The sequence below is a fragment of the Solirubrum puertoriconensis genome, from assembly GCF_001483135.1.
GTDB classification, from domain to species: Bacteria; Bacteroidota; Bacteroidia; order Cytophagales; family Hymenobacteraceae; genus Solirubrum; species Solirubrum puertoriconensis.
Window position 1 is genome coordinate 1 of the sequence record NZ_LNAL01000007.1, and the last position, 25,743, is coordinate 25,743.

The 25,743-nt window shown below is 57.8% G+C and carries 17 protein-coding genes and 2 rRNA genes; 13 read left to right on the plus strand and 6 right to left on the minus strand.

What is annotated here, in order from left to right; all coding sequences use genetic code 11:
- Together ASU33_RS10380 and rrf are read left to right on the plus strand one after the other, a co-directional pair.
- Positions 1-1,066 (plus strand): 23S ribosomal RNA (locus ASU33_RS10380); the annotation flags it as partial.
- Positions 1,067-1,156: 90 nt separating this feature from the next.
- Positions 1,157-1,268, plus strand: a 5S ribosomal RNA gene (gene rrf, locus ASU33_RS10385).
- Between the two features lie 501 nt (positions 1,269-1,769).
- Here the strand turns inward: rrf and ASU33_RS10390 are convergent.
- Positions 1,770-2,294 (minus strand): GNAT family N-acetyltransferase, encoded by a 525-nt coding sequence (locus ASU33_RS10390; protein ID WP_078063048.1) that lies wholly within the window; start codon positions 2,292-2,294, stop codon positions 1,770-1,772.
- Between the two features lie 616 nt (positions 2,295-2,910).
- On the opposite strand from ASU33_RS10390, the gene ASU33_RS10395 reads away from it, so the two are divergent.
- From ASU33_RS10395 to ASU33_RS10445, 11 genes are all read left to right on the plus strand, one after another.
- On the plus strand, positions 2,911-4,308 hold the full coding sequence (locus ASU33_RS10395; RefSeq protein ID WP_078063049.1) for an undecaprenyl-phosphate glucose phosphotransferase: 1,398 nt from the start codon (positions 2,911-2,913) through the stop codon (positions 4,306-4,308).
- 99 nt (positions 4,309-4,407) lie between these two features.
- A complete protein-coding gene (locus ASU33_RS10400) occupies positions 4,408-5,163 on the plus strand; it encodes a WecB/TagA/CpsF family glycosyltransferase (protein WP_286130479.1) in 756 nt (251 codons plus the stop codon).
- A gap of 210 nt (positions 5,164-5,373) precedes the next feature.
- Positions 5,374-6,261 (plus strand): glucose-1-phosphate cytidylyltransferase, encoded by an 888-nt coding sequence (rfbF, locus tag ASU33_RS10405; protein WP_078063050.1) that lies wholly within the window; start codon positions 5,374-5,376, stop codon positions 6,259-6,261.
- Positions 6,262-6,436: 175 nt separating this feature from the next.
- Positions 6,437-7,003: a dTDP-4-dehydrorhamnose 3,5-epimerase gene (rfbC, locus tag ASU33_RS10410; protein ID WP_059070800.1), complete on the plus strand. Its 567-nt coding sequence runs from the start codon at positions 6,437-6,439 to the stop codon at positions 7,001-7,003.
- A gap of 184 nt (positions 7,004-7,187) precedes the next feature.
- Positions 7,188-8,453: a class I SAM-dependent methyltransferase gene (locus tag ASU33_RS10415; RefSeq protein ID WP_059070801.1), complete on the plus strand. Its 1,266-nt coding sequence runs from the start codon at positions 7,188-7,190 to the stop codon at positions 8,451-8,453.
- Positions 8,419-9,783: a DUF4910 domain-containing protein gene (locus tag ASU33_RS10420; RefSeq protein WP_078063051.1), complete on the plus strand. Its 1,365-nt coding sequence runs from the start codon at positions 8,419-8,421 to the stop codon at positions 9,781-9,783. The genes ASU33_RS10415 and ASU33_RS10420 overlap by 35 nt, the downstream gene beginning before the upstream one ends.
- 40 nt (positions 9,784-9,823) lie before the next feature.
- Positions 9,824-11,047, plus strand: a complete 1,224-nt coding sequence (locus ASU33_RS10425; RefSeq protein WP_078063052.1) for a class I SAM-dependent methyltransferase — start codon at positions 9,824-9,826, stop codon at positions 11,045-11,047.
- Positions 11,048-11,103: 56 nt separating this feature from the next.
- On the plus strand, positions 11,104-12,480 hold the full coding sequence (locus tag ASU33_RS10430) for a glutamate-1-semialdehyde 2,1-aminomutase (protein ID WP_216818561.1): 1,377 nt from the start codon (positions 11,104-11,106) through the stop codon (positions 12,478-12,480).
- Between the two features lie 302 nt (positions 12,481-12,782).
- Entirely contained in the window at positions 12,783-14,096 is a 1,314-nt protein-coding gene (locus tag ASU33_RS10435; protein WP_059070803.1) for an NAD(P)H-dependent oxidoreductase, read from the plus strand.
- A 55-nt stretch (positions 14,097-14,151) separates the two neighbouring features.
- Positions 14,152-15,267, plus strand: coding sequence for an NAD-dependent epimerase/dehydratase family protein (locus ASU33_RS10440; protein ID WP_059070804.1), 1,116 nt, complete (start codon positions 14,152-14,154; stop codon positions 15,265-15,267).
- Positions 15,267-16,559, plus strand: a complete 1,293-nt coding sequence (locus ASU33_RS10445; RefSeq protein WP_173664838.1) for a UDP-glucose dehydrogenase family protein — start codon at positions 15,267-15,269, stop codon at positions 16,557-16,559. Before ASU33_RS10440 ends, ASU33_RS10445 begins: the two co-directional genes overlap by 1 nt.
- 161 nt (positions 16,560-16,720) lie before the next feature.
- On the opposite strand, the gene ASU33_RS10450 is transcribed toward ASU33_RS10445, so the two are convergent.
- From ASU33_RS10450 to ASU33_RS21650, 5 genes are all read right to left on the minus strand, one after another.
- On the minus strand, positions 16,721-18,679 hold the full coding sequence (locus ASU33_RS10450; RefSeq protein ID WP_059070806.1) for a glycosyltransferase family 2 protein: 1,959 nt from the start codon (positions 18,677-18,679) through the stop codon (positions 16,721-16,723).
- A 73-nt stretch (positions 18,680-18,752) separates the two neighbouring features.
- Positions 18,753-19,985 carry a glycosyltransferase family 61 protein gene (locus ASU33_RS10455; protein WP_078063053.1) on the minus strand — a complete coding sequence of 411 codons (1,233 nt, stop codon included), beginning with the start codon at positions 19,983-19,985 and terminating at the stop codon, positions 18,753-18,755.
- A 32-nt stretch (positions 19,986-20,017) separates the two neighbouring features.
- A complete protein-coding gene (locus tag ASU33_RS10460) occupies positions 20,018-20,989 on the minus strand; it encodes a GDP-L-fucose synthase family protein (protein WP_059070808.1) in 972 nt (323 codons plus the stop codon).
- A gap of 33 nt (positions 20,990-21,022) precedes the next feature.
- A complete protein-coding gene (gene gmd / locus ASU33_RS10465) occupies positions 21,023-22,138 on the minus strand; it encodes a GDP-mannose 4,6-dehydratase (RefSeq protein WP_059070809.1) in 1,116 nt (371 codons plus the stop codon).
- Between the two features lie 264 nt (positions 22,139-22,402).
- Positions 22,403-25,453 carry an Ig-like domain-containing protein gene (locus ASU33_RS21650; RefSeq protein ID WP_149867158.1) on the minus strand — a complete coding sequence of 1,017 codons (3,051 nt, stop codon included), beginning with the start codon at positions 25,451-25,453 and terminating at the stop codon, positions 22,403-22,405.
- Positions 25,454-25,743: the final 290 nt, after the last annotated feature.

The window sequence follows — 25,743 nt, forward strand, 5'->3', positions numbered from 1 at the left end:
GTATAAGGCCTGACACCTGCCCGGTGCCGGAAGGTTAAGAGGGGGACTTAGCCGCAAGGCGAAGGTCTGAATCGAAGCCCCGGTAAACGGCGGCCGTAACTATAACGGTCCTAAGGTAGCGAAATTCCTTGTCGGGTAAGTTCCGACCTGCACGAATGGTGTAACGATCTGGGCGCTGTCTCAGCCGTGAGCTCGGTGAAATTGTAGTCTCGGTGAAGATGCCGAGTACCCGCCACGGGACGGAAAGACCCCGTGCACCTTTACTACAGCTTGACATTGACCCTGGGCACCGCATGTGTAGCATAGGTGGGAGGCGTTGAACCGGGGCCGCTAGGTCTCGGGGAGCCGACGTTGAAATACCACCCTTGCGTTGCTTGGGGCCTAATCTCGGACGACGGGAAACAGTGTCTGGTGGGTAGTTTGACTGGGGTGGTCGCCTCCAAAAGTGTATCGGAGGCTTTCAAAGGTCCGCTCAATCCGCTTGGTAACCGGATGCAGAGCGCAATAGCAGAAGCGGGCTTGACTGTGAGGCGTACAGGCCGAGCAGGGTCGAAAGACGGATATAGTGATCCGGTGGTTCCGCATGGAAGGGCCATCGCTCAAAGGATAAAAGGTACGCCGGGGATAACAGGCTGATCTCCCCCAAGAGCTCATATCGACGGGGAGGTTTGGCACCTCGATGTCGGCTCGTCACGTCCTGGGGCTGGAGAAGGTCCCAAGGGTTCGGCTGTTCGCCGATTAAAGTGGCACGCGAGCTGGGTTCAGAACGTCGTGAGACAGTTCGGTCCCTATCTGTGGCGGGCGTTGGAATGTTGACAGGACCTGACCTTAGTACGAGAGGACCGGGTTGGACCAGCCGCTGGTGTACCAGTTGTGCCGCCAGGTGCAGCGCTGGGTAGCTACGCTGGGTCGAGATAAGCGCTGAAAGCATCTAAGTGCGAAACTCACCTGAAGATGAGCATTCCGTTCAAGAAGGTCCGTGGTAGATCACCACGTCGATAGGCCGCAGGTCTTAAGCCGGAGACGGCCAGCCGAGCGGTACTAATGAACCGAACGCTTCCGAATACCGCCTCGTAATTTTTCCGCTGCGTTTGCTGGCCGTGCGTCACAAGCCCACGGCGCCCGCCGCTTCACCAGCCGGGATGTCCGCTACGACAATGGTGGCTTTAGCCCGGGTGTTCACCTCTTCCCATTCCGAACAGAGCCGTTAAGCCCCGGAGCGCCCATGGTACTGCCTTCGCCGGCGGGAGAGTCGGTCGCCGCCAACCTTGTCCCTTGCCCGAGGCCCCCCGCGGGTTCCTGCCCTCCAGGAACCGCCGCGGCGGGGCCTCGGCTGTTTGTACCGCCCCACCGCCCCCGCCCCGGGGCACCAAGACGGGGCGTCATATAATTACTTAGCTAAAAGAGAAATATTTAAGTGTGCAGGTGGGTGAACACAATTTGCTTCGCTCAAGCTGAGTGTTGGTCTATACTAAATGTTTGCGTCCTAATGCTTAAAATAAACTACTTATCTACGTCCCCAAAAGCTGCACAGATTTAAAGTAGGATGACACTTTGCAATGATTGGACGGTTAAGCACCAGCTTACGCCAACGTGTCCTTTCGATGTCGCGGCGCATATTACCAAAGCTTAGTAGGATACAGCTAGTGAAATCAGTGGATGATAGCAAAGTACTATCGAGTCGGTTTATCAGTACTGGGTATTATTTTGCCCATCAATCTAGAAAGTACTGTTGATTCTAAGATTATATATCATTTTAATTACTTCGGTTAATCAAGTTCTTTCCGCATTTCTACTAGAGTAAGTTCTCGATTAGCCACGCCAAACCGATCTTCAACAGGCAATGCTTGCGTATGGCCAGTTGCGCGGAAGCCATGCCGCTCGTACCAAGCAGCCAGTTCGGGGCGGGCTGAAAGCACTGTGATGGTAATGCTCAGGCAAGCATATCGTTTGGCATGCACTTCGGCGAAAGCTAGTAACTTTTTGCCGATGCCAGCGGCTTGGGCGGCGGGTTGCACTGCTAGTAAGCCTAAGTATAATGTACCCCGTTGGGGTTGTAAAAATATGCAGCCTTTTAGCTCTTGCGTTTCATCTCGATAGGTGAAGATGGTAGCAGCAGGTTTGGTAATCAATTCTTGCAAAGCAGCCGCATCGGTGCGCGGACCGCTAAGCAAGTGACCTTCGCTCGTCCAGCCGGCTTGTTCAGGAGAGCTGCGGTAAGCGCCATTAATTAGCTGCACAAGGTCTGGTATATCAGCGCTTGCGGCAGCGGCTATGACGTATGCTATATTCATCTCCAAATATAGCCGAGCGCTTGAAGTGAGGCTATGCCGAAGCACCGAATGGACCTTGACGGCTTAGGTTACGGACAAGCATAGATTCGTTTCCCACACTCTATTAGCTACGAGCCAGGACGTGCTTGGTTCAATGGTGTTGGGCAGCAACGAGAACAGCTCTTTGAGGTCAGTTCATGCTAGACAACCTGAACAAGCAAGAGAGGGGCAGTGCAGTTCGAGATTCTTTCGGTACAGAGAAAAATCGACACTCCCTTCTATATAACTCAACCACTATCGGAAAGCTTGGGACGTCGATTCAACTGCTTTTCGTGGCTATGAACACTTGGAAAGTAGGTTAGTGACAAAACGCCTGCCCCTCAGGGTTTTAGTTATTAGGTGTACTTAAAAACAGGTCCGGGGGAGCACTATTCATGAGTAGGCAAGCTCGGCAGTACCGCATACATTACTAAGCTCAAGTGTGGCACTTAATCTAGATGTATGTTACTTATCATAAAATAAGTAATAATTATTAAACGTTAAGTAATATCCTTTCCTTAAATTGCCCGTACTGAGGCCTAGTTAAGGACTCTGGCACCTCCTGATCCTTACGTCGCAACCACCTGCACCCGTAATTATGGAACGGTACCGCCACTACACCGATGCATCACGTCTAATCCTGCCAATTACCGATGTACTGCTCATATTTGGCGCCTTCCGTTGCGCCGGATATATAACGTCGGGCACTTGGGCTTTTGAGGGTATCTACCCCGCTTTGTTTGTAGTATTCGCACTGTTGTGGTGGATACTATCGGGGCAGTACGCCAACATTTACCGCGTCGATAAGCTCATTACGTACCCTGAAAAGCTGATGTACGTGGTGCGTACATTTTTACTGCACGCGGTGCTGCTACTTACCGGTGCCGTTTTGATGAAGCAATACTGGGTACCGGCGCGCTTCTTGTTTGCAGCCTACAGCTTGTCGCTGATGGCCGTGGTAACAGGGCGCTTTCTCCTCACTTTTGGTTACCGTCATTACCTCAAGCATGTGGCGCGCCCAATCAGCCGCTACGTAATTGTAGGTGCGGGAGAAAGTGGGCAAAGCCTTTACCGCTTCTTGGCCTCGCATGACCCAATTGCGAATGAATTCGCCGGGTTTTTCGCCGACGAGCCCGTGCCAGGCGGTCTGCGCAACCTTGTGCGCGGCAACGTAGCCGATCTGAAAACCTTTTGTGAACAAAACCGCATAGACGAAATCTACTTTGCCCTGCCTCTCGACCGCCGCGAATTGATCGAAGAGCTATCGGAGTTTGCCGACCAGCACTTCCTCTCGTTCCGTATCGTGCCCGATTTCCGAGGCACCGTGCGCAAGGATGTAAATGTGTACTTCTACGACCACATGCCCATCCTCACTATTCGGCACGAGCCCCTAGGTATTCGCACAAACCAAATGCTAAAACGCATCTTTGATATTGCCTTCTCGCTGGCAGTTATCCTGCTGGTGTTTCCGGTAATCATGCCCATTCTGGCACTGCTGATTAAGCTCGATTCTTCGGGGCCCATCTTCTTCAAGCAAATGCGCCCCGGCAAGCATAACCAATTGTTTCCGTGCTTCAAGCTACGTACCATGAGCGCCAATCATGGGCGTACGGAGCTGCAGGCTACCAAAAACGATCCGCGGGTAACTCGTGTGGGTGCTTACCTACGCAAGTACAACCTCGATGAGCTGCCGCAGTTCTTCAATGTGCTGCTGGGGCATATGTCGGTTGTGGGGCCGCGCCCCAACATGGTTTCGCAGCTCGAGGAGTACTCTAAACATATTACGCAATACCAGTTGCGGCATGCTGTAACGCCAGGAATTACGGGCTATGCCCAGGTAAATGGCTACCGCGGCGAAACCCGCGAACAAGGCACCATGGAAAAGCGGGTGGAGTACGACCTTAAGTACGTTGAGAACTGGTCGTTTGGCCTCGACATGAAGATCATTGGCCAGACCGTGTGGAACATGGTGCGCGGCGAGAAAAACGCTTACTAGCTAGCTGCCGTATTAGCACCGCCTACACCTAAGCTGCGCAGTAGTTTACTTCTGCTTACCCACTCATCCACCGCTTCTGTGCTACCACGTTACCCTGTCTTGAACACCTGGATTTCTACTGGTACGCCTACCGCCATGGTAGACACCATTCTGAAGCTGGGTGCGGCCCGTACATCCTCCTATGTGTGCTTCGCCAACGTGCACATGGTTGTAGAGGCCTACCGCCATCCTACGTTTCGCTCCGTTGTAAATAGAGCTGCGGTAGTAGCCCCCGATGGCAGCCCCGTGGCTGCGGCCGTGCGCTGGTTTGGCGGCCCCCGCCAACCGCGCGTTGCGGGCATGGATACCTTGCCAATGTTGCTCGAAGAAGCAGCGCGCCGCGGCCAATCGGTTTATTTCTACGGCACTACGGGCCAGGTTCTGCAAGCCATCGAGGACCGTATACGCCGCGAGCTGCCTTCGCTGCGTATTGCCGGAATGCATGCGCCGCCTTTCCGCCAACTCACGCAAGCGGAAGACGATGCAGATGTAGCTCGTATCAACGAGGCTAACCCCGATCTGGTGTTTGTAGCCCTAGGTTGCCCCCGACAAGAGCAGTGGATGGCCACGCACCAAGGCCGCGTTAAAGCATGCATGCTCGGCGTGGGGCAAGCCTTCATGACGTATGCTGGCCTGGAGCGCCGCTTGCCGGCTTGGGCGCGTAAGCTTTGGCTCGAGTGGGCTTACCGACTGTACTTGGAGCCACGCCGTTTGTGGCGCCGCTACCTCGTCACCAATTCTCGCTTTGTGTGGCTAATAACCAAAAAAGGAGTGCAACAAATTGTAGGGCGGCCCGCAGAGGCAGCCCCTTGGTAGGCAGTTGCTTACGTTGTCAGCGCTAGGTAGCGCCATTGGATATTTTGAAGCTATTTTATACTTTATAAAATTTATTGTTGTACCGGTAAGTGATAATTTATAATAAAAAATATCTTTAATCATATCGATTACGTTATTCTGCCTGCGCGTCACCTTGGGTAGGCGTGCGTAGCAGCTCAACCGCTACTCTCCACCAAACTTCACCTAATAATGAAAGCAGTTATCCTGGCGGGCGGCTACGGCACCCGCATCAGCGAGGAAAGCGGCGTCCGGCCTAAACCCATGGTTGAGGTTGGCGGCCGGCCCATTTTGTGGCACATCATGAAAATTTACGCCCACCACGGCATCACCGACTTTGTGGTGTGCTGCGGTTACAAGGGGCACATGATCAAGCAGTACTTTGCTGATTATTTTCTGCACAACGCTGATATCACCTTCCGCGTCGACCGCAACGAAATGCAGGTACACCGCCACAACGCCGAGCCCTGGACGGTAACGCTTGTTGATACGGGCCAAGAAACCATGACTGGCGGCCGCCTACGCCGCGTGCGCGAGTACCTCGGCAACGAAACGTTTTGCATGACCTACGGCGACGGCGTTGGCGATATTAATATCCGGGAGGCCGTGCGCTTCCACCGCGAGCAGGGTGCTACGGCTACCCTAACGGCTGTGCGCCAGCCCGGCCGCTTTGGAGTGTTCAACCTCAGCGAGAGCTCGGGCCGCATCGAAGCCTTCACCGAGAAGCCCGAAGGCGCCGAAACGCCCTGGATTAACGGCGGCTTCTTTGTACTGGAGCCGGGCGTGTTCGACTACATCGAAAACGACAGCACCGTGTGGGAAAAAGCGCCGCTGGAGCACCTTGCTGCGGAAGGCAAGCTGGCCGCGTACCGCCACACCGGTTTCTGGCAGCCCATGGACACGCTCCGCGATAAAAACCTGCTCGAAGATTTGTGGCAGCGCGGCACCGCCGCCTGGAAAGTATGGGGCGATGAACCCACCAAGGTTGCCGATCCGGTGATGGAAGAAATTTTGTCGGCGCCGGTCCAAGCCCCCATTGGCGAGCGAATTGCCGTGCCCACGATTCTGCCCATCGACTAACGCTTTACTGTTGCAATCGGCCAGCGCGCTACGCTGGGCCGGCGTTACTTCTTGTGCTGTGCTGGCCTTGTACCTGCCTAGGTGACGAGGCAGCGCCAGCACTACCCCAGCCCCAACAGCTGGTTTCTGATTTCGCCCGCTGCCTGCTGCCTAGCCTGTTGCAATACCCACTGTTATGATTTTCACCGAGACCGAGCTTCCCGGCGCTTTCATCATCGATGTGGAGCGTATAGCCGATGAGCGGGGCTTTTTCGCCCGCTCTTGGTGCGAAGACGAGTTTGCCGCGCACGGCATTGTCACGCCTCCTCTGCAAGCCAACCTTTCTTCCAATCCTCGCAAAGGCACATTGCGCGGGTTGCACTACCAAGCAGAGCCTTGCGCCGAAACGAAGCTGGTGCGCTGCACCCGCGGCGCGCTGTACGATGTCATCGTGGATTTGCGACCCGATTCGCCTACCTACGGCCAGTGGCTAGGTGTGGAGCTAACGGCCGAATCGTACCGGATGCTGTACGTACCGGCCGGTTTTGCCCACGGTTTCCTGACGCTCAAGGACGATACCGATATCAGCTACCAAGTGTCGGCTAAGTACTCGCCGGCCCACGAGCGGGGCATTCGCTGGAACGACCCGGCCTTTGGTATTGAGTGGCCGTTTGAGCCCGTGGTGGTATCTGCCCGCGACCAACAACAACCCAATTTCAATTTGCTCCGCACCAACAAGGCTGTGGTGGCTACTACCCTCTGAAGTACCGGCTGCAGGCTTGCCCTTCAGCATTATAAATACTGAGTAGGCCACCGTTCGCTAGCTACTATCAGTAATCGCACTCAATACACATTATTAGCCGCCTAGCAAGGTAGCAAGCCAAAGCCGGGGAGCTTTGGGCCGCTCAACCACTTCCACCTGATACGCCACAGCCTTTTCTTGAGCCATGAACTGCCGTCACTGTGAAACAGAACTACACCACGTTTTCGCTGACCTAGGCCACTGCCCGCCTTCCAACTCCATGCTGAATGCACAGCAGCTGGAAGAGCCAGAGCTGAATTATCCGCTCAAAACCTACGTCTGCCACAACTGCTTTTTGGTGCAAATAGGAGAGGTGAAAAAAGCCGTCGAGATTTTCGGCTCCGAATACACCTACTTCTCCTCGTACTCCACCAGCTGGCTCAACCACGCCAGGCGCTACGTGGACATGATGATGGAGCGCTTCGGCTACAACCAAGATTCGCTGGTTATCGAAGCGGCCTCCAACGACGGCTACCTGCTGCAGTACTTCCGCGAGCACGGTGTACCGGTGCTGGGTATCGACCCTACTGCCAACACCGCGCGCATTGCGGCCGGCAAGGGCATCCGCACGCTGGTCGACTTCTTCACCACCAAACTGGCCCGCGAGCTGGCCAGCTCCGATCAGAAAGCCGACCTTATCATCGGCAATAACGTGCTGGCCCACGTGCCCGACATCAACGACTTTGTGGGCGGCATGCACGTTGCCCTGAAACCCGGTGGCGTGGTAACGATGGAGTTTCCGCACTTGCTGAACCTGGTAGAGAAATGCCAGTTCGATACTATTTACCACGAGCACTACAGCTACCTGTCGCTGAGCACGGTAAATCGCATTTTTGCTTCGCAGGGCCTCACCGTGTTCGATGTGCAGGAGCTGCCGACGCACGGTGGTTCGTTGCGCATCTTTGCGCGTCACACCGCCGATACCACCAAGCCGGTGACCGAGGCAGTGCGCGATTTGCTGGCCCGCGAGCGGGAAGCCGGCATGCTCACGCTGGAGTACTACCAGGATTTTCAGCCCCGCATCGATACCGTGCGCACCGATTTCTTGGAGTTTTTGCTGGAGCAAAAGCGCCTAGGTAAGCGCGTGGCCGGCTACGGCGCGGCAGCTAAGGGCAATACCCTCATCAACTACTGCGGCATTCAGGGCACGGGGCTTATCGAGTTTGTAGCCGATGCCTCGCCCTACAAGCAGGATAAATACTTGCCAGGAAGCCACATTCCGGTACTTGCCCCGGAAATGATCCGGGAAGAAAAGCCCGACTACGTGGTGATTTTACCCTGGAATCTGCGCGAAGAAATTGCCGAGCACCTCGATTTCATCAACGAGTGGGGCGGACAGTTTGTAGTGGCTATTCCGCAGCTCGAGGTATTTAGCTATGCACCCAGCACCAACCGCGTCGCACAAGTCTGAGGAGGCTGCGGCCACCGCGTTGGCAGAGCCGCGTGCAACCGGCTCGGGCCGGGCTATGCACGCGCTGCTGCGCGAGCTGTATCCCATTTGCCGGAGCATCACCGGCGATGGGGTGCGCCAGACGCTGCACGTGCTGGAGCGGCACTTGCCGCCCGGCCTGCAGGTGCACGAGGTTGCCAGCGGCACGCCCGTTTTCGACTGGGCAGTACCCGCGGAGTGGAACATCCGCGACGCCTACATTGCCGACCGGCAGGGGAGGCGAGTGGTTGATTTTCGGGAGCACAGCCTGCACGTGGTAAGCTACAGCACGCCGGTGCACCGCTGGGTAAGCCGTGCCGAGCTTGAGGAGCACCTGCACTCTTTGCCCGAACAGCCCGATCTGATACCCTACCGCACAAGCTACTACAACCCCACGTGGGGCTTTTGCTTGGCGCACAACCAACGCCAGCAGTTGCTCGACGATGAGTACGAAGTGTGCATCGACTCGACGCTCGATGCCAATGGTTCGCTTACTTATGGGCAACTCGTGTTGCACGGCGAGTCGGAGGAAGAGGTGTTGTTTTCGTGCCACATCTGCCACCCCTCGCTTGCCAACGATAACCTGGCGAGCCTGGTAGTGGCAGCCGAGCTAGCGCAATGGCTGGCCGCCCGCCCCAGGCGGCGCTACACCTACCGCTTTGTGTTTGTGCCCGTAACCGTTGGAGCCATTACCTGGCTACACGAGCACCAGCACACGGCAGTACCGCGCATCCGGCACGGGTTGGTGTTGTCGCTCCTAGGTGGCCCAGGCAACTTCACCTACAAAAGCTCGCGGCAGGCGCAAACCACCATCGACCGAGCTGTGGCCGTGGCCTTGCGCGATGCCGACCTAGGCGGCTTCGAGCAGCGCGCGTTTTCGCCCTACGGCTACGACGAGCGGCAGTACTGTTCGCCGGGCTTCAACCTGCCGGTGGGCTGCCTTACCCGCACGCCCTTCGGCGAGTTTCCGGAGTATCACACCTCGGCCGACAACCCCGATTTTGTGCAGCCGCGCCAGCTGAAAGAATCGTGGCGGGTGCTGCGGCGGGTGTGCCAGGTGCTCGAACACAACTACGCCTACCAAAACCTAAGCCCTTTTGGCGAACCGCAGCTGGGCCGCCGCGGGCTGTATAAGCACCTAGGGGGCGGACTCGATGGCCAGCAATGGCAAATGGCTTTGCTCTGGGTGCTCAATCAATCCGATGGGCAGCACACGCTGCTCGACGTAGCCGAACGCTCGGGCCTCGAGTTTCGGCTGCTGAACAAGGCTGCTCGGGCCCTGCGCCAAGTCGGGCTGTTGACCAAAGCCTGATAAAACGCTTCTCTCCACCTACTTCTCTCTCCACTGGCATATGGAACCCCAAGTATTAACGGAAGCTCCCCCGCGAGTGGCTGCCAGCAAGCCCTGTATGGTTTGCGGCACCAACGATTGCGAGATATTCTACGAGGTGCACGGGGTGCCTACCCAAACGGGTATTCTGTGGCCCACACATGAGGCGGCCCTCCATGCCCCCTTTACCGACGTGCGGCTGTCGTTTTGCCCGCACTGCCACTTCATCGTAAACGAGGCGTACGAGCCGGCCAAAATCACCCACACCCGCAACGACTTTTCGCTGGAGTTTTCGCCTTCGTTTAAGGCCTTCACCGATGGGCTGGGGCAAGACCTAGTGCAGCGTTACGGCTTGGAAGAAAAGCGGGTGGTAGATATTGGCTGCGGCGACGGCGACTTCCTGCGCACGCTGCTGCGCGCGGGCATGAACTCGGGCCTGGGCATCGACCCTGGCTACGCACCTAGGGAAGGCCAAACCGACCCCCAAGGGCTGGAGTTTGTGAAGGAGTTTTTTGGTCCTGATAAAGCTGATAAGCTACGCGGCGCGGAGCTCATCAGCTGCCGCCACATGCTCGATATCATGGCCGGCAACCAAGCCGAGTTTGTGCGTATGCTGCGCCGGGCCATTCCGGAAGGCGAGCAGCCTTTGGTTTATTTTGAAGTGCCCAACGCCCTCTACAACATTGGCGAACAGGTGGTCTGGAACATCGTGAACGAGCACTCGGCGTGGTTTACGCCGCAATCGTTGGCGTACTTGTTCCGTAGCTGCGGGTTCGAGGTGCTGGAGGTACAACCGTGTTGGCACGGCGAATACATCAGCCTGGTAGCGCGTCCCGCTGGCATGCCCCTAGAGGACCCCGCCTCGTTGCCGCCCACCCACGACCCCACCACGCCCGTGGCGGTGCGGGCCTTTACCGCCGCCGCCGATAAAGTAATTGCGCAGTGGCAACTCCGCGTAGAGGAGCTGCGTAGCAGTGGCAAGCACGTGGTAATCTGGGCTGCCGGTTCGCGCGCCATCACCTTCCTGAACACGTTCGATCTGAACGACGCCGTTGTAGCGGTGGTGGATATCAACCCGCGCCGGCAAGGGCAGTTTATGCCCCGCACCGCGCACCCGGTGGTGGCTCCCGAACAGCTGATGACGTACCGCCCCGATGTGGTCTTTATCAGCAACCCAACCTACGCTCCCGAAATCCAGGAACAGGCCCGGCAGCTTGGCTTCCGGGGCGAATTCCTGATGCTCTGACCTAGGGCCGCACCGCTTACCTCTCTCAGCCTCCACCTCAACACCCTACTTCCGATATGACTCCCTCTGTACTTGCGGCTCCCTCGCCGCCCGTAGCCGATGCTCCGGCAAGTGCGGCTGCGGCCATGCCCACCGATGTGCCGGCGCTGCAGGAGCGCTTTCACGCCGTCATTCCGGGTGGTAGTCATACCTATGCCAAAGGCGACGACCAGTTTCCGGAGAGCATGGCGCCGTACCTCGTGCGCGGCAAGGGCTGCCGCGTGTGGGATACCGAGCAGAAGGAGTACATCGAATACGGCATGGGCTTGCGGGCCGTAACCCTAGGTCATGCTTACGCGCCGGTAATAAAGGCGGCCCAGCGCGAAATGCTGCGGGGTACCGCCAACGTAGGCCGCCCCACCATGCTGGAACTGCGTGCTGCAGAGGACTTTTTGGAAACCACCGGCGCCGGCGACATGGTGAAGTTCGCCAAAAACGGCTCCGACGTAACCACCGCCGCAATCAAGCTGGCCCGCGCTGCCACCGGCCGCGACCTGGTAGCTTGCTGCCAAGATCATCCGTTCTTTTCCACCGACGATTGGTTTATCGGTACTACCGCCATTCGGGCGGGTATTCCCGATTCCGTGCGGCAGCTCACGCTGGGTTTCCGCTACAACGACCTAGGCAGTGTGGAACGCTTGTTTGCCGGGCACCCCGGCCAAATTGCCTGCATCATTCTAGAAATCGAGAAGGAAACCCCGCCGGCTCCCGATTTTTTGCCCGGTTTGCGCCGCTTGTGCGACCAGCACGGCACGGTGCTCATCTTCGACGAAATCATTACTGGGTTACGCTGGCACGTTGGGGGCGCGCAGGCGCTCTACGGCGTAAAGCCCGACCTGAGCACCTGGGCCAAAGCCTTGGGCAACGGCTTTAGCATTGCGGCTCTCACGGGCAAGCGCGAGCTGATGGAGCTAGGCGGTTTGCACCACCAGAAGGAGCGCGTATTCCTGCTCTCCACCACCTACGGTGCCGAAAGTCACTCGCTGGCGGCTATGCGTGCGGTGTTGGCCACGTACCGCCGCGAGCCCGTGAACGAACACATGCAACAAGTCGGCGAGTATTTGCGTCGTTTAGTAGCGCAGTCTATTGCCGAATATCACCTCACGGAACATTTTGCGGTGCTGGGGCAACCGCAATGCATGGTGTACGCCACCCGCGACGCCGACCGTCAGCCCTCGCAACCGTTCCGCACCTTGGTGCTGCAAGAGGCCTTGCGCCGTGGCTTGCTGCTGCCTTCGCTGATTGTGAGCTACGCCCACCAGCCGGCCGATATCGAACTCACTGCCGAGCGCCTGCACGAGGTGCTTGGTGTATACCGCAAGGCCCTCGACGAAGGCCTCGATAAATACCTGCACGGCCGCTCCGTGCAACCCGTGTACCGGGCGCGAAACTGAAAGGTGGAGCAGTTTCGATGCCTTGTGCCGCCCCGTCGGACCCGAAAGGGACCGGCGGGGTTGTTATTTACAGCCAACCGAAGGTCGTCATTATATCTTCCGATTCAGGTAATTGATGACTCTTTAATTAGTATTATTTGTATCAATTAATAATCAATTAGATATGGATCAGTAACTGTGAATTAGACTAATTTGCAGTGAAAGTTTATATAATATTTTACTGTGAATAAATAGAAATATTGTTCTGCTTATCGCTATCTTAAATCAAAATCAGTATAAGCCTTTGCCAACCAAAACAGGTTATGATCATACTTGACAAATTTCTGCAAGCTCGCGAGCAAGAAGGACGGCCAATCCGCGTGGGACTGTGGGGCGCTGGTGAAATGGCAAAGGGCATGGTGAACCAAGTGATGCGCTACACGCCGGGTATGGTGGTGAGCGTAATTGCCAACCGCACCCTGAGCAAAGCGCACGAAGCCTACGAATACACCGGCAATACAGCCCTGGAGTGCAACGATTTAGAATCGTTGCAGGCGTGTATTTCGAGCGGGGGCTTGGTTGTAACCGAAAATGCCGAACTGCTGTGCGAAGTAGATGGGCTGGATTTGCTGGTGGAGTGCACCGGCACCATTCACTACGCCGCCAACTTGGTGATGAAAGCCATCCAGAACAAAAAGCACGTGCTGCTTTTCAATCCGGAGGTTGATGCCACCATTGGGCCCATCATGAAAGTGTACGCCGACAAAGCTGGCGTGATGCTGAGCGGTTGCGACGGCGACCAACCCGGCGTAATCATGAACCTGTACCGCTTTGTGAAAGGCCTGGGTCTGACACCGCTGATTTGCGGCAACATCAAAGGGCTGCAGGATTTTTACCGCAACCCCACCACCCAAAAAGGGTTTGCCGAACGCTGGCAGCTGACGCCCGAAATGGTGACCAGCTTTGCCGACGGCACCAAAATATCGATTGAGCAGGCCTGCGTAGCCAACGCCACCGGCATGGGCGTGGCCAAGCGCGGTATGCTTGGCTACCACCACGATGGCCACATCGATGACATGACCGGCATGTACGACGTGGAGGAACTGAAGCGCCTAGGTGGTATTGTGGATTACGTGGTGGGGCCTAAGCCCGGCCCGGGCGTGTTTGTGTACGCCACCACCGACGACCCCAAAACCAAGCATTACCTCGAGTATGGCAAGCTGGGCACGGGGCCGCTCTACAGCTTTTATACGCCGTACCACCTCATCTACGCCGAAATTCCAATTTCCATAGCCCGCATGGTGCTGTTTCAGGACATTGTGATGGCGCCCCTAGGTGGACCGGTGGTAGAGGTAATTACCCATGCCAAAACCCCGTTGCAAGCAGGCCACAAGCTCGATGGCCTAGGCGGCTACGACACCTACGGGCAGTGCGAAAACGCCGAAACCGCCCGCCTGGAAAACCTGCTGCCCGTGGGCCTGGCCGAAGGCTGCGTGCTGAAGCGCGACGTGCCTCGCGACCACCCCATTACGTTCGACGACGTGGAGCTGCCCGCCGACAACCTGGTGCAGCGCCTCTACCGCGAGCAAACGGCCATGTTCTTCCCGCATTTGCAACGTAAGCCCGAGCTGGTGTAAACACCGCTGCTCGGCATTTCGCTATTCGCTCCTCCACCTTTCACCTACACCTTACATGATCGACGCCTTACCTACCAAAACCGACAACCGCATTTTGCGGGAGGATATGGTGGCTATCTATGAAAAGCTTAGCGACCAAGAGAAGGATAAACTACGCGACTCTACCATTTTGCTGACCGGCTGCGGCGGCTTTTTGGGCTACTACTTCATGCACTTCTTCGCGCACTTTGCCGAGGAGCTGCAGATCAAGCGCATCATCGCCCTCGAGAACTTCCTCACCGGTACCAAAGACTGGCTCGACAACTTGGTGGCCAGCAACCCCGAGGTAATTAAGCTGCACGAGTTCAATGTGATTACCGACTCGGTAGCCGATGTGCCGGGCGCTGAAGAGGCCGATCTGGTCATTCACATGGCCTCCATTGCCTCGCCCACTTTTTACCGCATTTACCCCATCGAGACGGTGGATGCGAACATCACGGGCCTGCGCCGCTTGCTCGATTTTTACGCCGAGAAGCAACTGCGCGGCTTCCTGTTTTTCTCGAGCAGCGAGGTTTACGGCGACCCGTTCCCCGAATTTATCCCGACCAAGGAGGACTACCGCGGCAACGTAGCCACCATCGGGCCGCGCGCCTGCTACGACGAGGCCAAGCGCTTCGGCGAAACGCTGTGCTACCTGTTTTCGCAGAAGTACAACATGCCCATCGGCATGGCCCGGCCCTTCAACAACTACGGGCCCGGCATGAACATCAACGACAAGCGCCTGCCCGCCGACTTTGCCAAAGCCGTGGTAGAAGGCCGCGACCTGGAGATTCTGTCGGACGGCACGCCCACGCGCACCTTCTGCTACATTTCCGATGCCATTACCGGTTACCTGAAAGTGCTGCTGCACGGCAAGTTCGACGTGTTCAACATCGGCATGGACAACCCCGAGCTGTCGGTGCGCGAGTTTGCCGAAATCTTTGAGCGCAACGGCCGCGAGATTTTTGGGTACACGGGCAAAATCTCCTTCAGCGTGTCGCAGGATAAGGAGTACATGACCGACAACCCCAACCGCCGCTGCCCCGACCTCACTAAGGCGCGCACCATCCTGGGGTACGACCCGCAGGTGCGTATTGAGGAGGGCATTCAGCGCTACCTCCAATTCCTTCACCTCAACAACGGCCAGCTATAATGATAACGGTACTCGGACTTGGGTTCGTGGGGCTTACCACGGCCCTAGGGTTCAGCAAGAAAGGCTTCAAGGTGTACGGCATCGACGTAAACCAGGAGCGCGTCGGTAAAATCAAAAACTACGAGGTGCCCTTTTACGAGCCGCACCTCGACGAAGCACTGCGCGAAGAGCTGGGCCAGAACTTCATCATTGATGCTTCGCTGCAGGAAGCTGTGAACGACAGCAAGGCCATCATCATTTGCGTGGGCACCCCCGGCAACCCCGACGGCAGCGCCAACCTTACGTACCTGCTCAGCGCCGTAAAGGACGTATTCGAAGCCAGCGAAGGCGACTTCAAGGTTATCGTGACGAAAAGCACAGTGCCGCCCTCCACGGTGTCGAAGAAGGTGAAGCCCTACGTCGATCAGCTGAATCAGGAGTACAACAAGCCCATCGGGCTGGCCTCGAACCCCGAGTTTCTGCGCGAAGGCTACGCCTGGGACGACTTTATGCACCCCGACCGCATCGTGATTGGGGTAGAGGATGAGCGCTCCAAGCAGGTGCTAAATCAGATTTATCTGCCCTTCAACGCGCCGGTGCACTACGTCACGTACAACTCGGCGGAATTCATTAAGTACCTCTCGAACACGCTGCTTTCCACGCTGATCAGCTTCTCGAACGAAATGTCGATGATTGCTGAGCACATCGGCGACATCGACGTGCCTTCGGCGTTCAAGATTCTGCACCAGGACAAGCGCTGGAGTGGGGCCCCAGCCAACATGGCGAGCTACGTGTTTCCGGGTTGCGGCTACGGCGGTTACTGCCTGCCCAAGGATACGGCCGCGCTGGCCAGCATTGCCAAGGAGAACGGTTTTGAGGCCAAAATCCTGGAAAGCAACCTGCGGATCAACGAGGAAATCATGGATTTCATGGCCAACAAGATTGCCGCGGCGGTGCCCAACAAAGAGGCTACCATTGGCATTTTGGGGCTGGCGTTCAAAAGCGGTTCCGACGACGTGCGCCTGAGCCCGAGCAAATTCATCATCGAGAAGCTGCTGGCGCAGGGCTACAACCGCATCGTGGCTTACGACCCCATGGCCAACGAAGTATTCGCCAAGGAGTTCAACCTGCCGATTGCCTACGCAGACTCGCTTGAGAGCGTGGTGGAGCAAGCCGACGAGCTGGTGCTGCTCACCAGCTGGGCCGAGTTCAAGCAAAACAAGGAGCTGGTTACGAGCAAGCGCCTGTTCGATTTCCGCTACGCGTTGGCCGAACTGCCCAAGCCGCCCGTGGCCGAGGAAAGCGTAGCGTAAAGCTAACTGACATGGCAAACGCCTTAGGTGCCCGTAGCACCTAGGGCGTTTGCCATTTGCAGCGGAAGCTAGAACCGCCGCGGTAGTGAAACTCAAAAAACAAAGCCCCGCAGCACCTGTCCGGGCTGCGGGGCTTGGGGGTTAAACGGCTTGTAATGCTACTACACCGACGGCAGCAGCGGCCGGACCATGCGGCCATCGAGGCGCGACAAGAACGTGAAAGCCGTACGAACGGGCATCCAGCGCAGGGGCACTTGCAGGTCGCGCAGCTCGGGTAAACCTAGGAGGTTCAGGATTTGGCGGGCTTCGGCTACATCGCCGCGCTGCAAAGCCCGGTAGGCGCCAGCCAGCACAAATTGGTAGAAGAAATGCGCTTGCGCCTGATCAAGCACGTCAGCGGACAGATGCTTCGCGGTCCGCACTTTGTCGAACATGCGCAGCAACTGGTTGATGGTGGTTTGGTTGAACATTTGCGCCGTAACGGCACCTTGGTGAATGCTGTAGGCTGCCGGCGTTTCGGGTACGCGCAGCACGCCGTGGATAGCAAACAAACGGGCCCACAGGTCGGTGTCGCCGCTGCTGCCTTGCTGCTCATCGAGGCAGCCAACTTGCATGTAGGCTTCGCGGCTGACGATGATAGCCGGAATGCGCACCATGGAGGAGTCGGTGAGTACCTGCTTCAGGGCTTCGGTGGGCTTCAGGAATTGTTCCTGCTTCACGCCCTGGTGACGAATGAAGCGTTCTTCCATATCCACCAGATCGACGCCGAACAGCACAGTGGGGTGGTTGCGACGGGTGCGCCGCAAGCGGTTCACTATTAGCATCAGCCCGCCCGGAAAGAAGTAATCGTCGTCGTGCAGGTGCATTACGTAGTGCCCTGTGGCCCGCAAAATGCACAGGTTGAAGTTGCCGGCGCCGGTGCCGCCGGGCGGGTTGTGGTAGTAGCGCCACTGCGAGGCGGGCACATCGGCAAGCAGGCGGTGCACCAACTCCTCGCTGCGGGTGTCATCGGGCGGCGAGTTGTCGGAAATTACCAGCTCCACATCGGGCGGCAGGGTGCCAATGGAGCGCAGGGTGCGCTCGAGCAGCTCGGGCCGTTTGTAGGTGGGCACGCAAAGGCTCAGCAAGGGCGCCTCCGCATTGGTGGTGCTGTTAGGCAGCGGCGCACCTAGGCGTGCCCGTGCTTGTACCAACCGGCGGCTAGCCAACACCTCGCGCCGGTTGCGCCAGATGTAAGAGTAAGCCGATAACGAGGGCCGCTCCATTAGCAGCGTGTAGGCCAGCACGGCCGCTTGGCGCGGCAAAGAGCGCAGCCAAAAACCAGGCTTTGCCGGTGCGTTCTTGGCCAGCAGCAACAGTTGGTTCTTTACCGCATCGGCCTTGATGGCTGCCCCTAGGCGGCGGCGCAAGGTTAAGTCGCCGGGGCGGAACACACGCGGGTGCACCGCGCGGCACTCCGGGTCGAACCAGGTGCGCCACCCGTACAATTGCCCGCGCCAAGCAATGTCCCAGTCCTCTTTGTGGGCGAAGAAACGTTCGTCGAAGAACTGACCGGCTACGCGCAAATCGTCGATGAAGCGGCGGCGGTACAAGGGCAATGCGCCATCGGCGCCATCGACCCAACCGGCTTGTGGCCGAGCCTCCGATACCCGCTGGCCGTGCAGCCGCAGCCGGTAGCGCCCGTCGGGGTGGCGGTCCATACCGGCCGAGTCGATGACGGGGTCGGCGTCGGGGCTTTGCACCAGCAACCCGCACACCGTACCAATACGTTCGTCGTGGTGCATGGCCAGCATGGCGCGACTCAGGTAATCGGGCGGCAGCACCACATCGGGGTTCACGAGCAGAACAAAATCGGTGTGGGTGCGGTCGAGGGAGTAGTTGTGGCCGCCGCAAAAACCAGTGTTTTTCGGAAGGGCATGCAACTGCACCCGCGCGTCGCCTTCGATGAGGCGTTGCACGCGGGCGCAGGTGTCGTCGGCGGAGGCGTTATCGACCACCCAAACCTCAAAGTTGGGGTAGTCTTGGGCCAGCACCGAGGCCAGGCATTGCTCAATGGAGTCGGCGCTGTTCCAGGTTACGATGGAGAGCAGCGCCGAAGGGGTAGAGGTAGAAGTAGCCATGAGGTGGAGAGGCTAGCTAAGCAGGAGGAAATGCGGCCAGTAGCCGCAAGCAGGAGCGAAGGGCAGAAGCCGCCTAGGCTAACTGCTGCTTGGTAGCGGCAACTAGGGGCTCAACTTTGGCGCGCAAGGCGTCAACGTCAATCAGCAAATCCTCTTCCCAAGCTTCCCACCGGTTTTTCACGGTGGCACCTAGGGTTGAGAGCTGAAAGTGGTAGTGCATTCCGGCTTTGGTAGCGAGGTCGAGGTAGTCGGCCACCACAAAGTGCTCCGGAAACAGCTCGACCAAATCGGAGCCGTTGGGGCAGAACACCAGGTTGGTGAGGCCAGCGCCCACGGGGCTCACGATGATGCGCGCGCCCGCAAACAGCGCTACCTTTTCGGCAAAGGAGTAGGGACTGAGCACATGGGTTTCGAAGCCGTAGCCGTGCAATAGCTTCTCAACCTCGGCTTCGTTGCGCGTTTGGCGCACCGAGGCATCGCGCCGGCTGATGTACACCAACGGCCCGAAGCGGCTCGCCAGCGCTGCATCGGCGGGTAAGAAAGCCTGGCGCAGGTAGTTGGCAGCCCACTGCGGCACGTGGTTGCCCGAGCCGCGCACCGAGGTGGTGGCAATCAGCTGGGTAGCCTGCACGTGGCGGTGCGTTTCTACGTCGATGATGCGCTCGGGGCCAATGCCTAGGTGGGCGAGGCTCTCGCGCACAAAGCCGTGGTTGCGGTTGTACACCAGGAAGTAGTCGACGGAGCTGAGCAGCCCGGCCTCCTGCAGCAGGTGCAGCCGCGGCAACGAGTCGATCAGCCAATGGTAGTAGTTGCCCGAGGCCGCGCCGCCGCCCGAGAGCAGGCTGCATACCGTGCCCTCGATGCGAGTAGGCTCCAGAAACCACTGCTGCCGGAAGATGTTGTTGTGCTCGGGTTGCGTGAGGTCCCAGGAGCCGCCGTACTGAAACGACACGTCGCCCACCAGCCGATTATCATGGCTGATGATAGCCACGCTGTTGGGGTTATCGGCGTACACCCGGCCGTTGCGCAGCGTAACTACAAAGGCCGTAGGCAGTTGCTCGGTAGTGTTGGGCTTGCCGTGCAAGCCCGAGAAATCGGCCGCACACTCATAAAACCCGATTGGCAGGACCAGGGTAGAGGTGTGGGCCGGCTCAATCTCGTAATACGTGGCACCGCTGCCAGCCTGCTGGGCCAGCTGCGCGCTGCTTGCATGCACCCCAACCGGGCGGTACTGGCGGTGGTACGGAACCCACTCGCGCAGCAGGCGCCCGGCCTTGCGCTGCACCCTACTTAGTACTGCGTGCATAAATAGCAGGTAAGGCTATGAAACATTACTGCCTAGGTAGCCAGCGCTTGTAGCGCATGCTTGGCCACTTCGCCCGCATCGGATTGCCACTCGGCGGCCTCAAGTACGCGCCGGATGCCTTCGCGTAGCTCAATCTGATGTCGCCATCCCAGGCCGTGCAGTCGGCTTACATCGAGTAGCTTGCGCGGGGTGCCATCGGGGCGCGAGGTATTGAACACCAGCTCGCCGCGGAAGCCCGTCAGCTCGGCAATGGTTTCGGCCAGTTCGCGAATGGTCAGGTCTTCACCCGTGCCCACGTTGATTGGTTCGCGCCCATCGTAGTGCAGCAGCAGGTGCAAGCAAGCATCGGCCAAGTCATCGACGTGCAAAAACTCGCGGTACGGTTTGCCCGTGCCCCACACCTCAACCTGCGGCAAACCCAGGGCGGCCGCTTCGCTGATTTTGCGCAGCAGCGCAGCCATCACGTGCGAGTTCTCGGGGTGGTAATTGTCGCCGGTGCCGTACAGGTTGGTAGGCATCACCGTGATGAACTGGCACCCGTGTTGGTCGCGGTAAGCCTCGCACAACTTCAGGCCCGCAATTTTGGCAATGGCGTACGGCTCGTTGGTTTGCTCAAGCGGCCCGGTCAGCAGGTATTCCTCTTTAATAGGCTGAGGTGCCATCTTGGGATAGATGCACGACGAACCCAGGTACAATAGCTTCTTTACGCCGTGCACGCGGGCTTGCTCCAGCACATTGGCCTCAATCATGAGGTTGTCGTACAGAAAATCGGCACGGTAGGTATTGTTGGCTACGATGCCGCCCACTTTAGCAGCGGCCAGCAGCACGTACTCCGGTTTTTCTTCCGCAAAGAAAGCGGCCACGGCGGCTTGGTTGCGCAGGTCGAGCTCTTTGGAAGTTCGCAGCACCAGGTTGTTGTAACCCGCGCGCTGCAGGCGGCGCACCAGTGCCGAGCCCGCCATTCCGCGGTGCCCGGCAACGTAAATCTTGGCGTTCTGATCCATAGGTAGGGAGGTGGAAAGCAACTCGGGCGCAGCCTACGATTCGTAGTAGTTCAGCACCTTGTGGCCGGCCTCGCGCAAGGTGGCGTCGCGGCGGAACAGCTCCAAGTCGGCGTGCATCATGTCCTGCACCAGTGCGGGCAGGTCGTACTGCGGTTTCCAGCCCAGCTTTTCCTGTGCTTTCGTAGGGTCGCCGATGAGCAGTTCCACCTCGGTGGGGCGGAAGTACTCCGGGTCGACGGCTACAATCTCCTTACCTAGGGGCAACTGGAACTCGGGGTTGTGGCAAGCCACCACGTGGCCGGTTTCGTCGGCGCCTTCGCCAAAGAACGTTAGCTCAATACCCACTTCGCGGAAAGCCAGGCGCACGAACTCGCGCACGGTGGTCGTCACGCCGGTGGCAATCACGAAATCCTCGGGCTGGTCCTGCTGCAGGATGCGCCACATGGCTTCCACGTAGTCCTTGGCGTGGCCCCAGTCGCGCTTGGCGTCGAGGTTGCCCAGGTACAGCTTGTCTTGCAGACCTAGGGCGATGCGGGCGGCGGCGCGGGTGATTTTGCGCGTCACGAACGTTTCGCCGCGCAAGGGCGACTCGTGGTTGAACAGGATGCCGTTGCAGGCGTACATGTTGTAGGCCTCGCGGTAGTTCACCGTAATCCAGTAGGCGTAGAGCTTGGCCACGGCGTAGGGCGAGCGGGGGTAGAAGGGCGTGGTCTCGCGCTGCGGCACCTCCTGCACCAAGCCGTAGAGCTCCGAGGTGCTGGCTTGGTAAATGCGCGTCTTCTCCGTCAGGCCCAGGATGCGGATGGCCTCGAGCAGGCGCAAGGTACCCACACCGTCCACGTCGGCCGTGTACTCGGGCGTGTCGAACGACACCTTCACGTGCGACATGGCGCCCAGGTTGTAAATCTCGTCGGGCTGCACCTCCTGCACAATGCGGATCAGGTTCGTCGAGTCCGACAGGTCGCCGTAGTGCAGCTTAAAGCGAATGTCTTGTTCGTGGGGGTCTTGGTAGAGATGGTCAATACGTTCGGTGTTGAAGAGCGAGGAGCGGCGCTTGATGCCGTGAACTTCGTAGCCTTTGCTGAGCAGCAGTTCGGCCAAGTACGAGCCGTCTTGGCCCGTGATGCCGGTGATGAGGGCACGCTTCATGGTAGAGGAGCAAAAGAGAGGTGGTGGAGATACGACAAAGTCTTTGCTAGAACTTTGACGGCAAATAATTGGATTACTTATCTTCTAAACAATGGTTTCAATAAATAAAATTATTTTTTAATTCAAAAAAGTACCATTGCGCCCCGTTGAATGCAAAAAGCCCGGCCATGCGTATGGTCGGGCTTTGCTAACTGCTTGTAAAACAACAAAGCCCGACAGTTGCCGGGCTTTGTTGAGTGGATTTTGAAACGAACCGAGGGAAGCTTACTGCGTGATGCGGAAGATTTCCAGGCCGGATACGTTGATGGCACCGCCGGTGCTGCGCAGTTCGATGATGCCGTTGGTAACGGTTACTTTCTGCGGAGCCGTCTTCTGCCATTTGCCGGCTGCACCGCTGGTGTAGTTCGTCAGCGAAGGCTGGCCGTTCAGCGTGGTGCTGTAGGTTTGCGAATAGTTGTCCTCGAACACGAAGTACGATACTTCGTAGGTGCCGTTCGGTACGTTGTTCACCGTCAGACGCAGGTTGTTGCTCCATACGAACGAGCGGATCATCTGAGCGCGGGCAGCATCGGTAGCGGGATTCAGCGTAACCGATTGTGCCGAAAGCTTGCCACCGTTGGTGGTGATGTCCTTGAAGGTAGTGCCGTCTTCGTATTTGATGCCGTCGATGGTTTGAGCCGGGCCATTCAGGTTGATAGCGCGGAACAGAGTGCGGGTTTCAACCGGAGTAGTCGGAGCCGTGGTGGTGTTGTGCTTCCATACTTCCACGCCCGAGAGGTTGGGGTGGCCGCCCGAAGTGCTCAGGGCAATGCTGCCGTTGCTCACGTCAACCTTGAAGGGGCCTACACGCTCCCACTGGCCAGCACCGCCGGTGTTGTGGTTCGATTTCACCGTCTGGCCGTTTACCAGAATGTTGGTGGTTTCAGCGTTGTTGTCTTCCCAGATGTAAGCGTACACCGAGTAGCTGCCAGCGGGCACGCCCGTCAGCGTTGCGCCTACTGTGCTACCGCCCACAGCGGTGTTCAGCATGCCAGCGCGGGTAGCATCGGTAGCGGGGCTCAGGGTGGTAGCAGCGTTCGAGAAGTTGGTGCCGGTTACCTGTAAGTTAGCAGCGCCAGCCGAAGCTTCCCACTTGTTGCCGTCGAGGGTTACAGCGGTACCGTTGATGTCGATGCCGCGGTAGAAGGTGGCGTTAGCCGGGCCAGCCATGGGCGTGTTGCCGGTAGTCGGAACTGCTTGTACTGATACGCTTACAGCAGCCGAGTTGGTGGTTGCACCAGCGTTGTCGGTAGCGCGCGCCGTGAGGCTCAGCGAGCCGGCAGCAGCCGGAGTAAAGCTAAACGCATAAGGAGCAGAGGTGTCTTCGCCAAGCTTAGTGGTGCCGTTGAAGAATTCGACTTTAGCAACAGTGCCATCAGCATCAGCAGCCGTTGCCGACAGCGACAAGGCCTGACCTAGGGTGAGGCTAGTTGCAGCCGAGAGGGTAACAGTAGGAGCTTGGTTTGCAGCAGCAGCGTGCTTCCATACTTCCACGCCCGAGAGGTTGGGGTGGCCACCCGTGGTGCTCAGGGCAATGCTGCCGTTGCTCACATCGACCTTGAAGGGACCTACGCGCTGCCAGTTGCCAGCCGAGCCGGTGTTTAGGCCCGCCTTAACGGTTTGGCCGTTGAGTACGATGTCGGTGGTTTCAGCGGCGTTGTCTTCCCAGATGTAAGCGTACACCGAGTAAGTGCCAGCCGGAACGCTCGTGAAGGTAGCACCCACCGACGAGCCACCTACAGCGGTGCGCAGCATGGTGGCGCGCTCGGGCTCGGTATTAGGCGTAAGAGTTACCGAAGGATTGCTAAAGTTGGTGCCAGTTACCTGGAAGTTGGCAGCGCCCGTAGCCGCTTCCCACTTGTGGCCATCGAGGGTCACAGCGGTGCCGTTAATGTCGACGCCGCGGTAGAAAGTAGCACCCGTGGGGCCGCTCATGGGCGTGCTGCCGGTGTTGCCGCCGCCTTCAGTAGGAGCGGGAGCGGGTGTAGGCGCGGGGGCCGGAGCAGGAGAGGTAGGAGTGGTAGGGGTAGGCGAGCTACCCGTACCCGAACCACCTACACCGAGGCTGATGCTGTTCTGCTGTAGCTTCTGCTGCCACAGAGTCCATTCGTTCTTTTCCGTGTCAACCGTAATGGGGTTGGGCATGTGGTTGGTGCTCGTGCAGTTGTTGCAAGCACCGGTGCTCAAGTCATGACGGTTGGCGAAAGGCACATTGTAGCCTTCGCGGTAATAACCAATGGTGTTGTTGTCCGTCTGGTTATTGTAGAATACGTTGCCCGGTTGCTGGTAGGCGTTGAAGATAGCCGTAGCAGCCCAAGCCGAGGGCAGTTTGGTACCGTCGGGCAAGTAGCCGGCCGTTACCATGCGGTTGTGGTGGAAGCGTACATCGTGGCCCGAGGCAATGTTCATCGCCGCGTTACACGTCGAGATGAACTGGTTGTTGTAGGCATCGATAAACGCAGCGGTAGTCGAGGCCGACGAACCATCGCCGTCGGTGGTCATGCCGGTACCGGTAAACTTGCTGGCGTTGGCCGGAATGGGGTAAGCACCTTGCACGTAGTTGTCGTGCACACGCGCCGGGCTACCCGAAACACCGCCCGAATTGTAGAAGTTGATGTTGTCTTCTACCAGCGAGTTATTGGGTTCGTTTACAACCTGGTTCCAGGCAACTTCGATGTTGCCTACGTTGCGAACCTGGTTCAGACCTAGGAACTGTACGTACTCGCCACCGCCGTTGCGGAAGCGGCCGTCAATGTTCTTGGCCACGTTGCGGCGCACCGTCAGCGTTTGCGAAGGCGAACCATCGCCGCTCCACTGGTAAGCTGCAATACCCGAGGTGTGTTCGAAGTAGTTGTTCTCAACAAGTACCGAACGACCCGAGTTTACCTCCACGAAACGACCGTGGCGGCGATTATCCACGCTCTGGTTCAGGCCGTAACCTTTGTTGTTGCGGATGATCAGCGTGCCACCGCCGTTCTTCGCATCAATCAGGTCGCCGGCGCCTGCCAGGATACAGTTCTCAATAGTAACTGGTTGGGTGGTCTGGATTCGAATACACGGGGTGTTAGAGTCCGTGCTCTTGAAGTTGCCAGAGTAGGTACCACCTTGCGTAATTACGAGGGGTGCCGAATACGTCACGTTAGGGGCTTGGCCCTGCGCTAGCGATACGCTAGGCTGCAGTCCAATCATCGACAGCACGAGCACCACTGAGGGCAGAAAGCGTGCACCAGAGTTTTCACGGTCAAACCGCGGCCGGAATCCAGAGGTTTTTTGCATTCTGTTTTTGTTAAGAAAAAGGTCCTTTACAGGAATTGTTGCGGCTTCAACCTGGGTCGGTAACAATTCGTTCCGATGGCCAGATGTTTAATGTGCAATTGTGGGCTTCTGGAATAATTATCCTCGGAGGAGAACAGAATTAAATCAGAAAATCCATTTTTGACCGCAATGCCAACCAAGCTATTTGTTCCGGGCCCAGAAGCTAGCCTCGGTTGGCTTTGTGTCGTTACCAAGCTAAGTAAGCTTATATTAAGCTTTTTAACCCAACTTCACTATTCTCCGTACTTAGC

Bases quoted from the DNA above. Each gene is read 5' to 3' on its own strand.
- ASU33_RS10450 (WP_059070806.1), bottom strand. From the start codon at position 18,679: ATGGCTACTTCTACCTCTACCCCTTCGGCGCTGCTCTCCATCGTAACC.
- ASU33_RS10425 (WP_078063052.1), top strand. From the start codon at position 9,824: ATGGAACCCCAAGTATTAACGGAAGCTCCCCCGCGAGTGGCTGCCAGC.
- ASU33_RS10440 (WP_059070804.1), top strand. From the start codon at position 14,152: ATGATCGACGCCTTACCTACCAAAACCGACAACCGCATTTTGCGGGAG.
- ASU33_RS10445 (WP_173664838.1), top strand. From the start codon at position 15,267: ATGATAACGGTACTCGGACTTGGGTTCGTGGGGCTTACCACGGCCCTA.
- rfbC (WP_059070800.1), top strand. From the start codon at position 6,437: ATGATTTTCACCGAGACCGAGCTTCCCGGCGCTTTCATCATCGATGTG.
- ASU33_RS10455 (WP_078063053.1), bottom strand. From the start codon at position 19,985: ATGCACGCAGTACTAAGTAGGGTGCAGCGCAAGGCCGGGCGCCTGCTG.
- gmd (WP_059070809.1), bottom strand. From the start codon at position 22,138: ATGAAGCGTGCCCTCATCACCGGCATCACGGGCCAAGACGGCTCGTAC.
- ASU33_RS10415 (WP_059070801.1), top strand. From the start codon at position 7,188: ATGAACTGCCGTCACTGTGAAACAGAACTACACCACGTTTTCGCTGAC.
- ASU33_RS10430 (WP_216818561.1), top strand. From the start codon at position 11,104: ATGACTCCCTCTGTACTTGCGGCTCCCTCGCCGCCCGTAGCCGATGCT.
- ASU33_RS10460 (WP_059070808.1), bottom strand. From the start codon at position 20,989: ATGGATCAGAACGCCAAGATTTACGTTGCCGGGCACCGCGGAATGGCG.
- ASU33_RS10420 (WP_078063051.1), top strand. From the start codon at position 8,419: ATGCACCCAGCACCAACCGCGTCGCACAAGTCTGAGGAGGCTGCGGCC.
- ASU33_RS21650 (WP_149867158.1), bottom strand. From the start codon at position 25,453: ATGCAAAAAACCTCTGGATTCCGGCCGCGGTTTGACCGTGAAAACTCT.
- ASU33_RS10435 (WP_059070803.1), top strand. From the start codon at position 12,783: ATGATCATACTTGACAAATTTCTGCAAGCTCGCGAGCAAGAAGGACGG.
- ASU33_RS10395 (WP_078063049.1), top strand. From the start codon at position 2,911: ATGGAACGGTACCGCCACTACACCGATGCATCACGTCTAATCCTGCCA.
- rfbF (WP_078063050.1), top strand. From the start codon at position 5,374: ATGAAAGCAGTTATCCTGGCGGGCGGCTACGGCACCCGCATCAGCGAG.
- ASU33_RS10390 (WP_078063048.1), bottom strand. From the start codon at position 2,294: ATGAATATAGCATACGTCATAGCCGCTGCCGCAAGCGCTGATATACCA.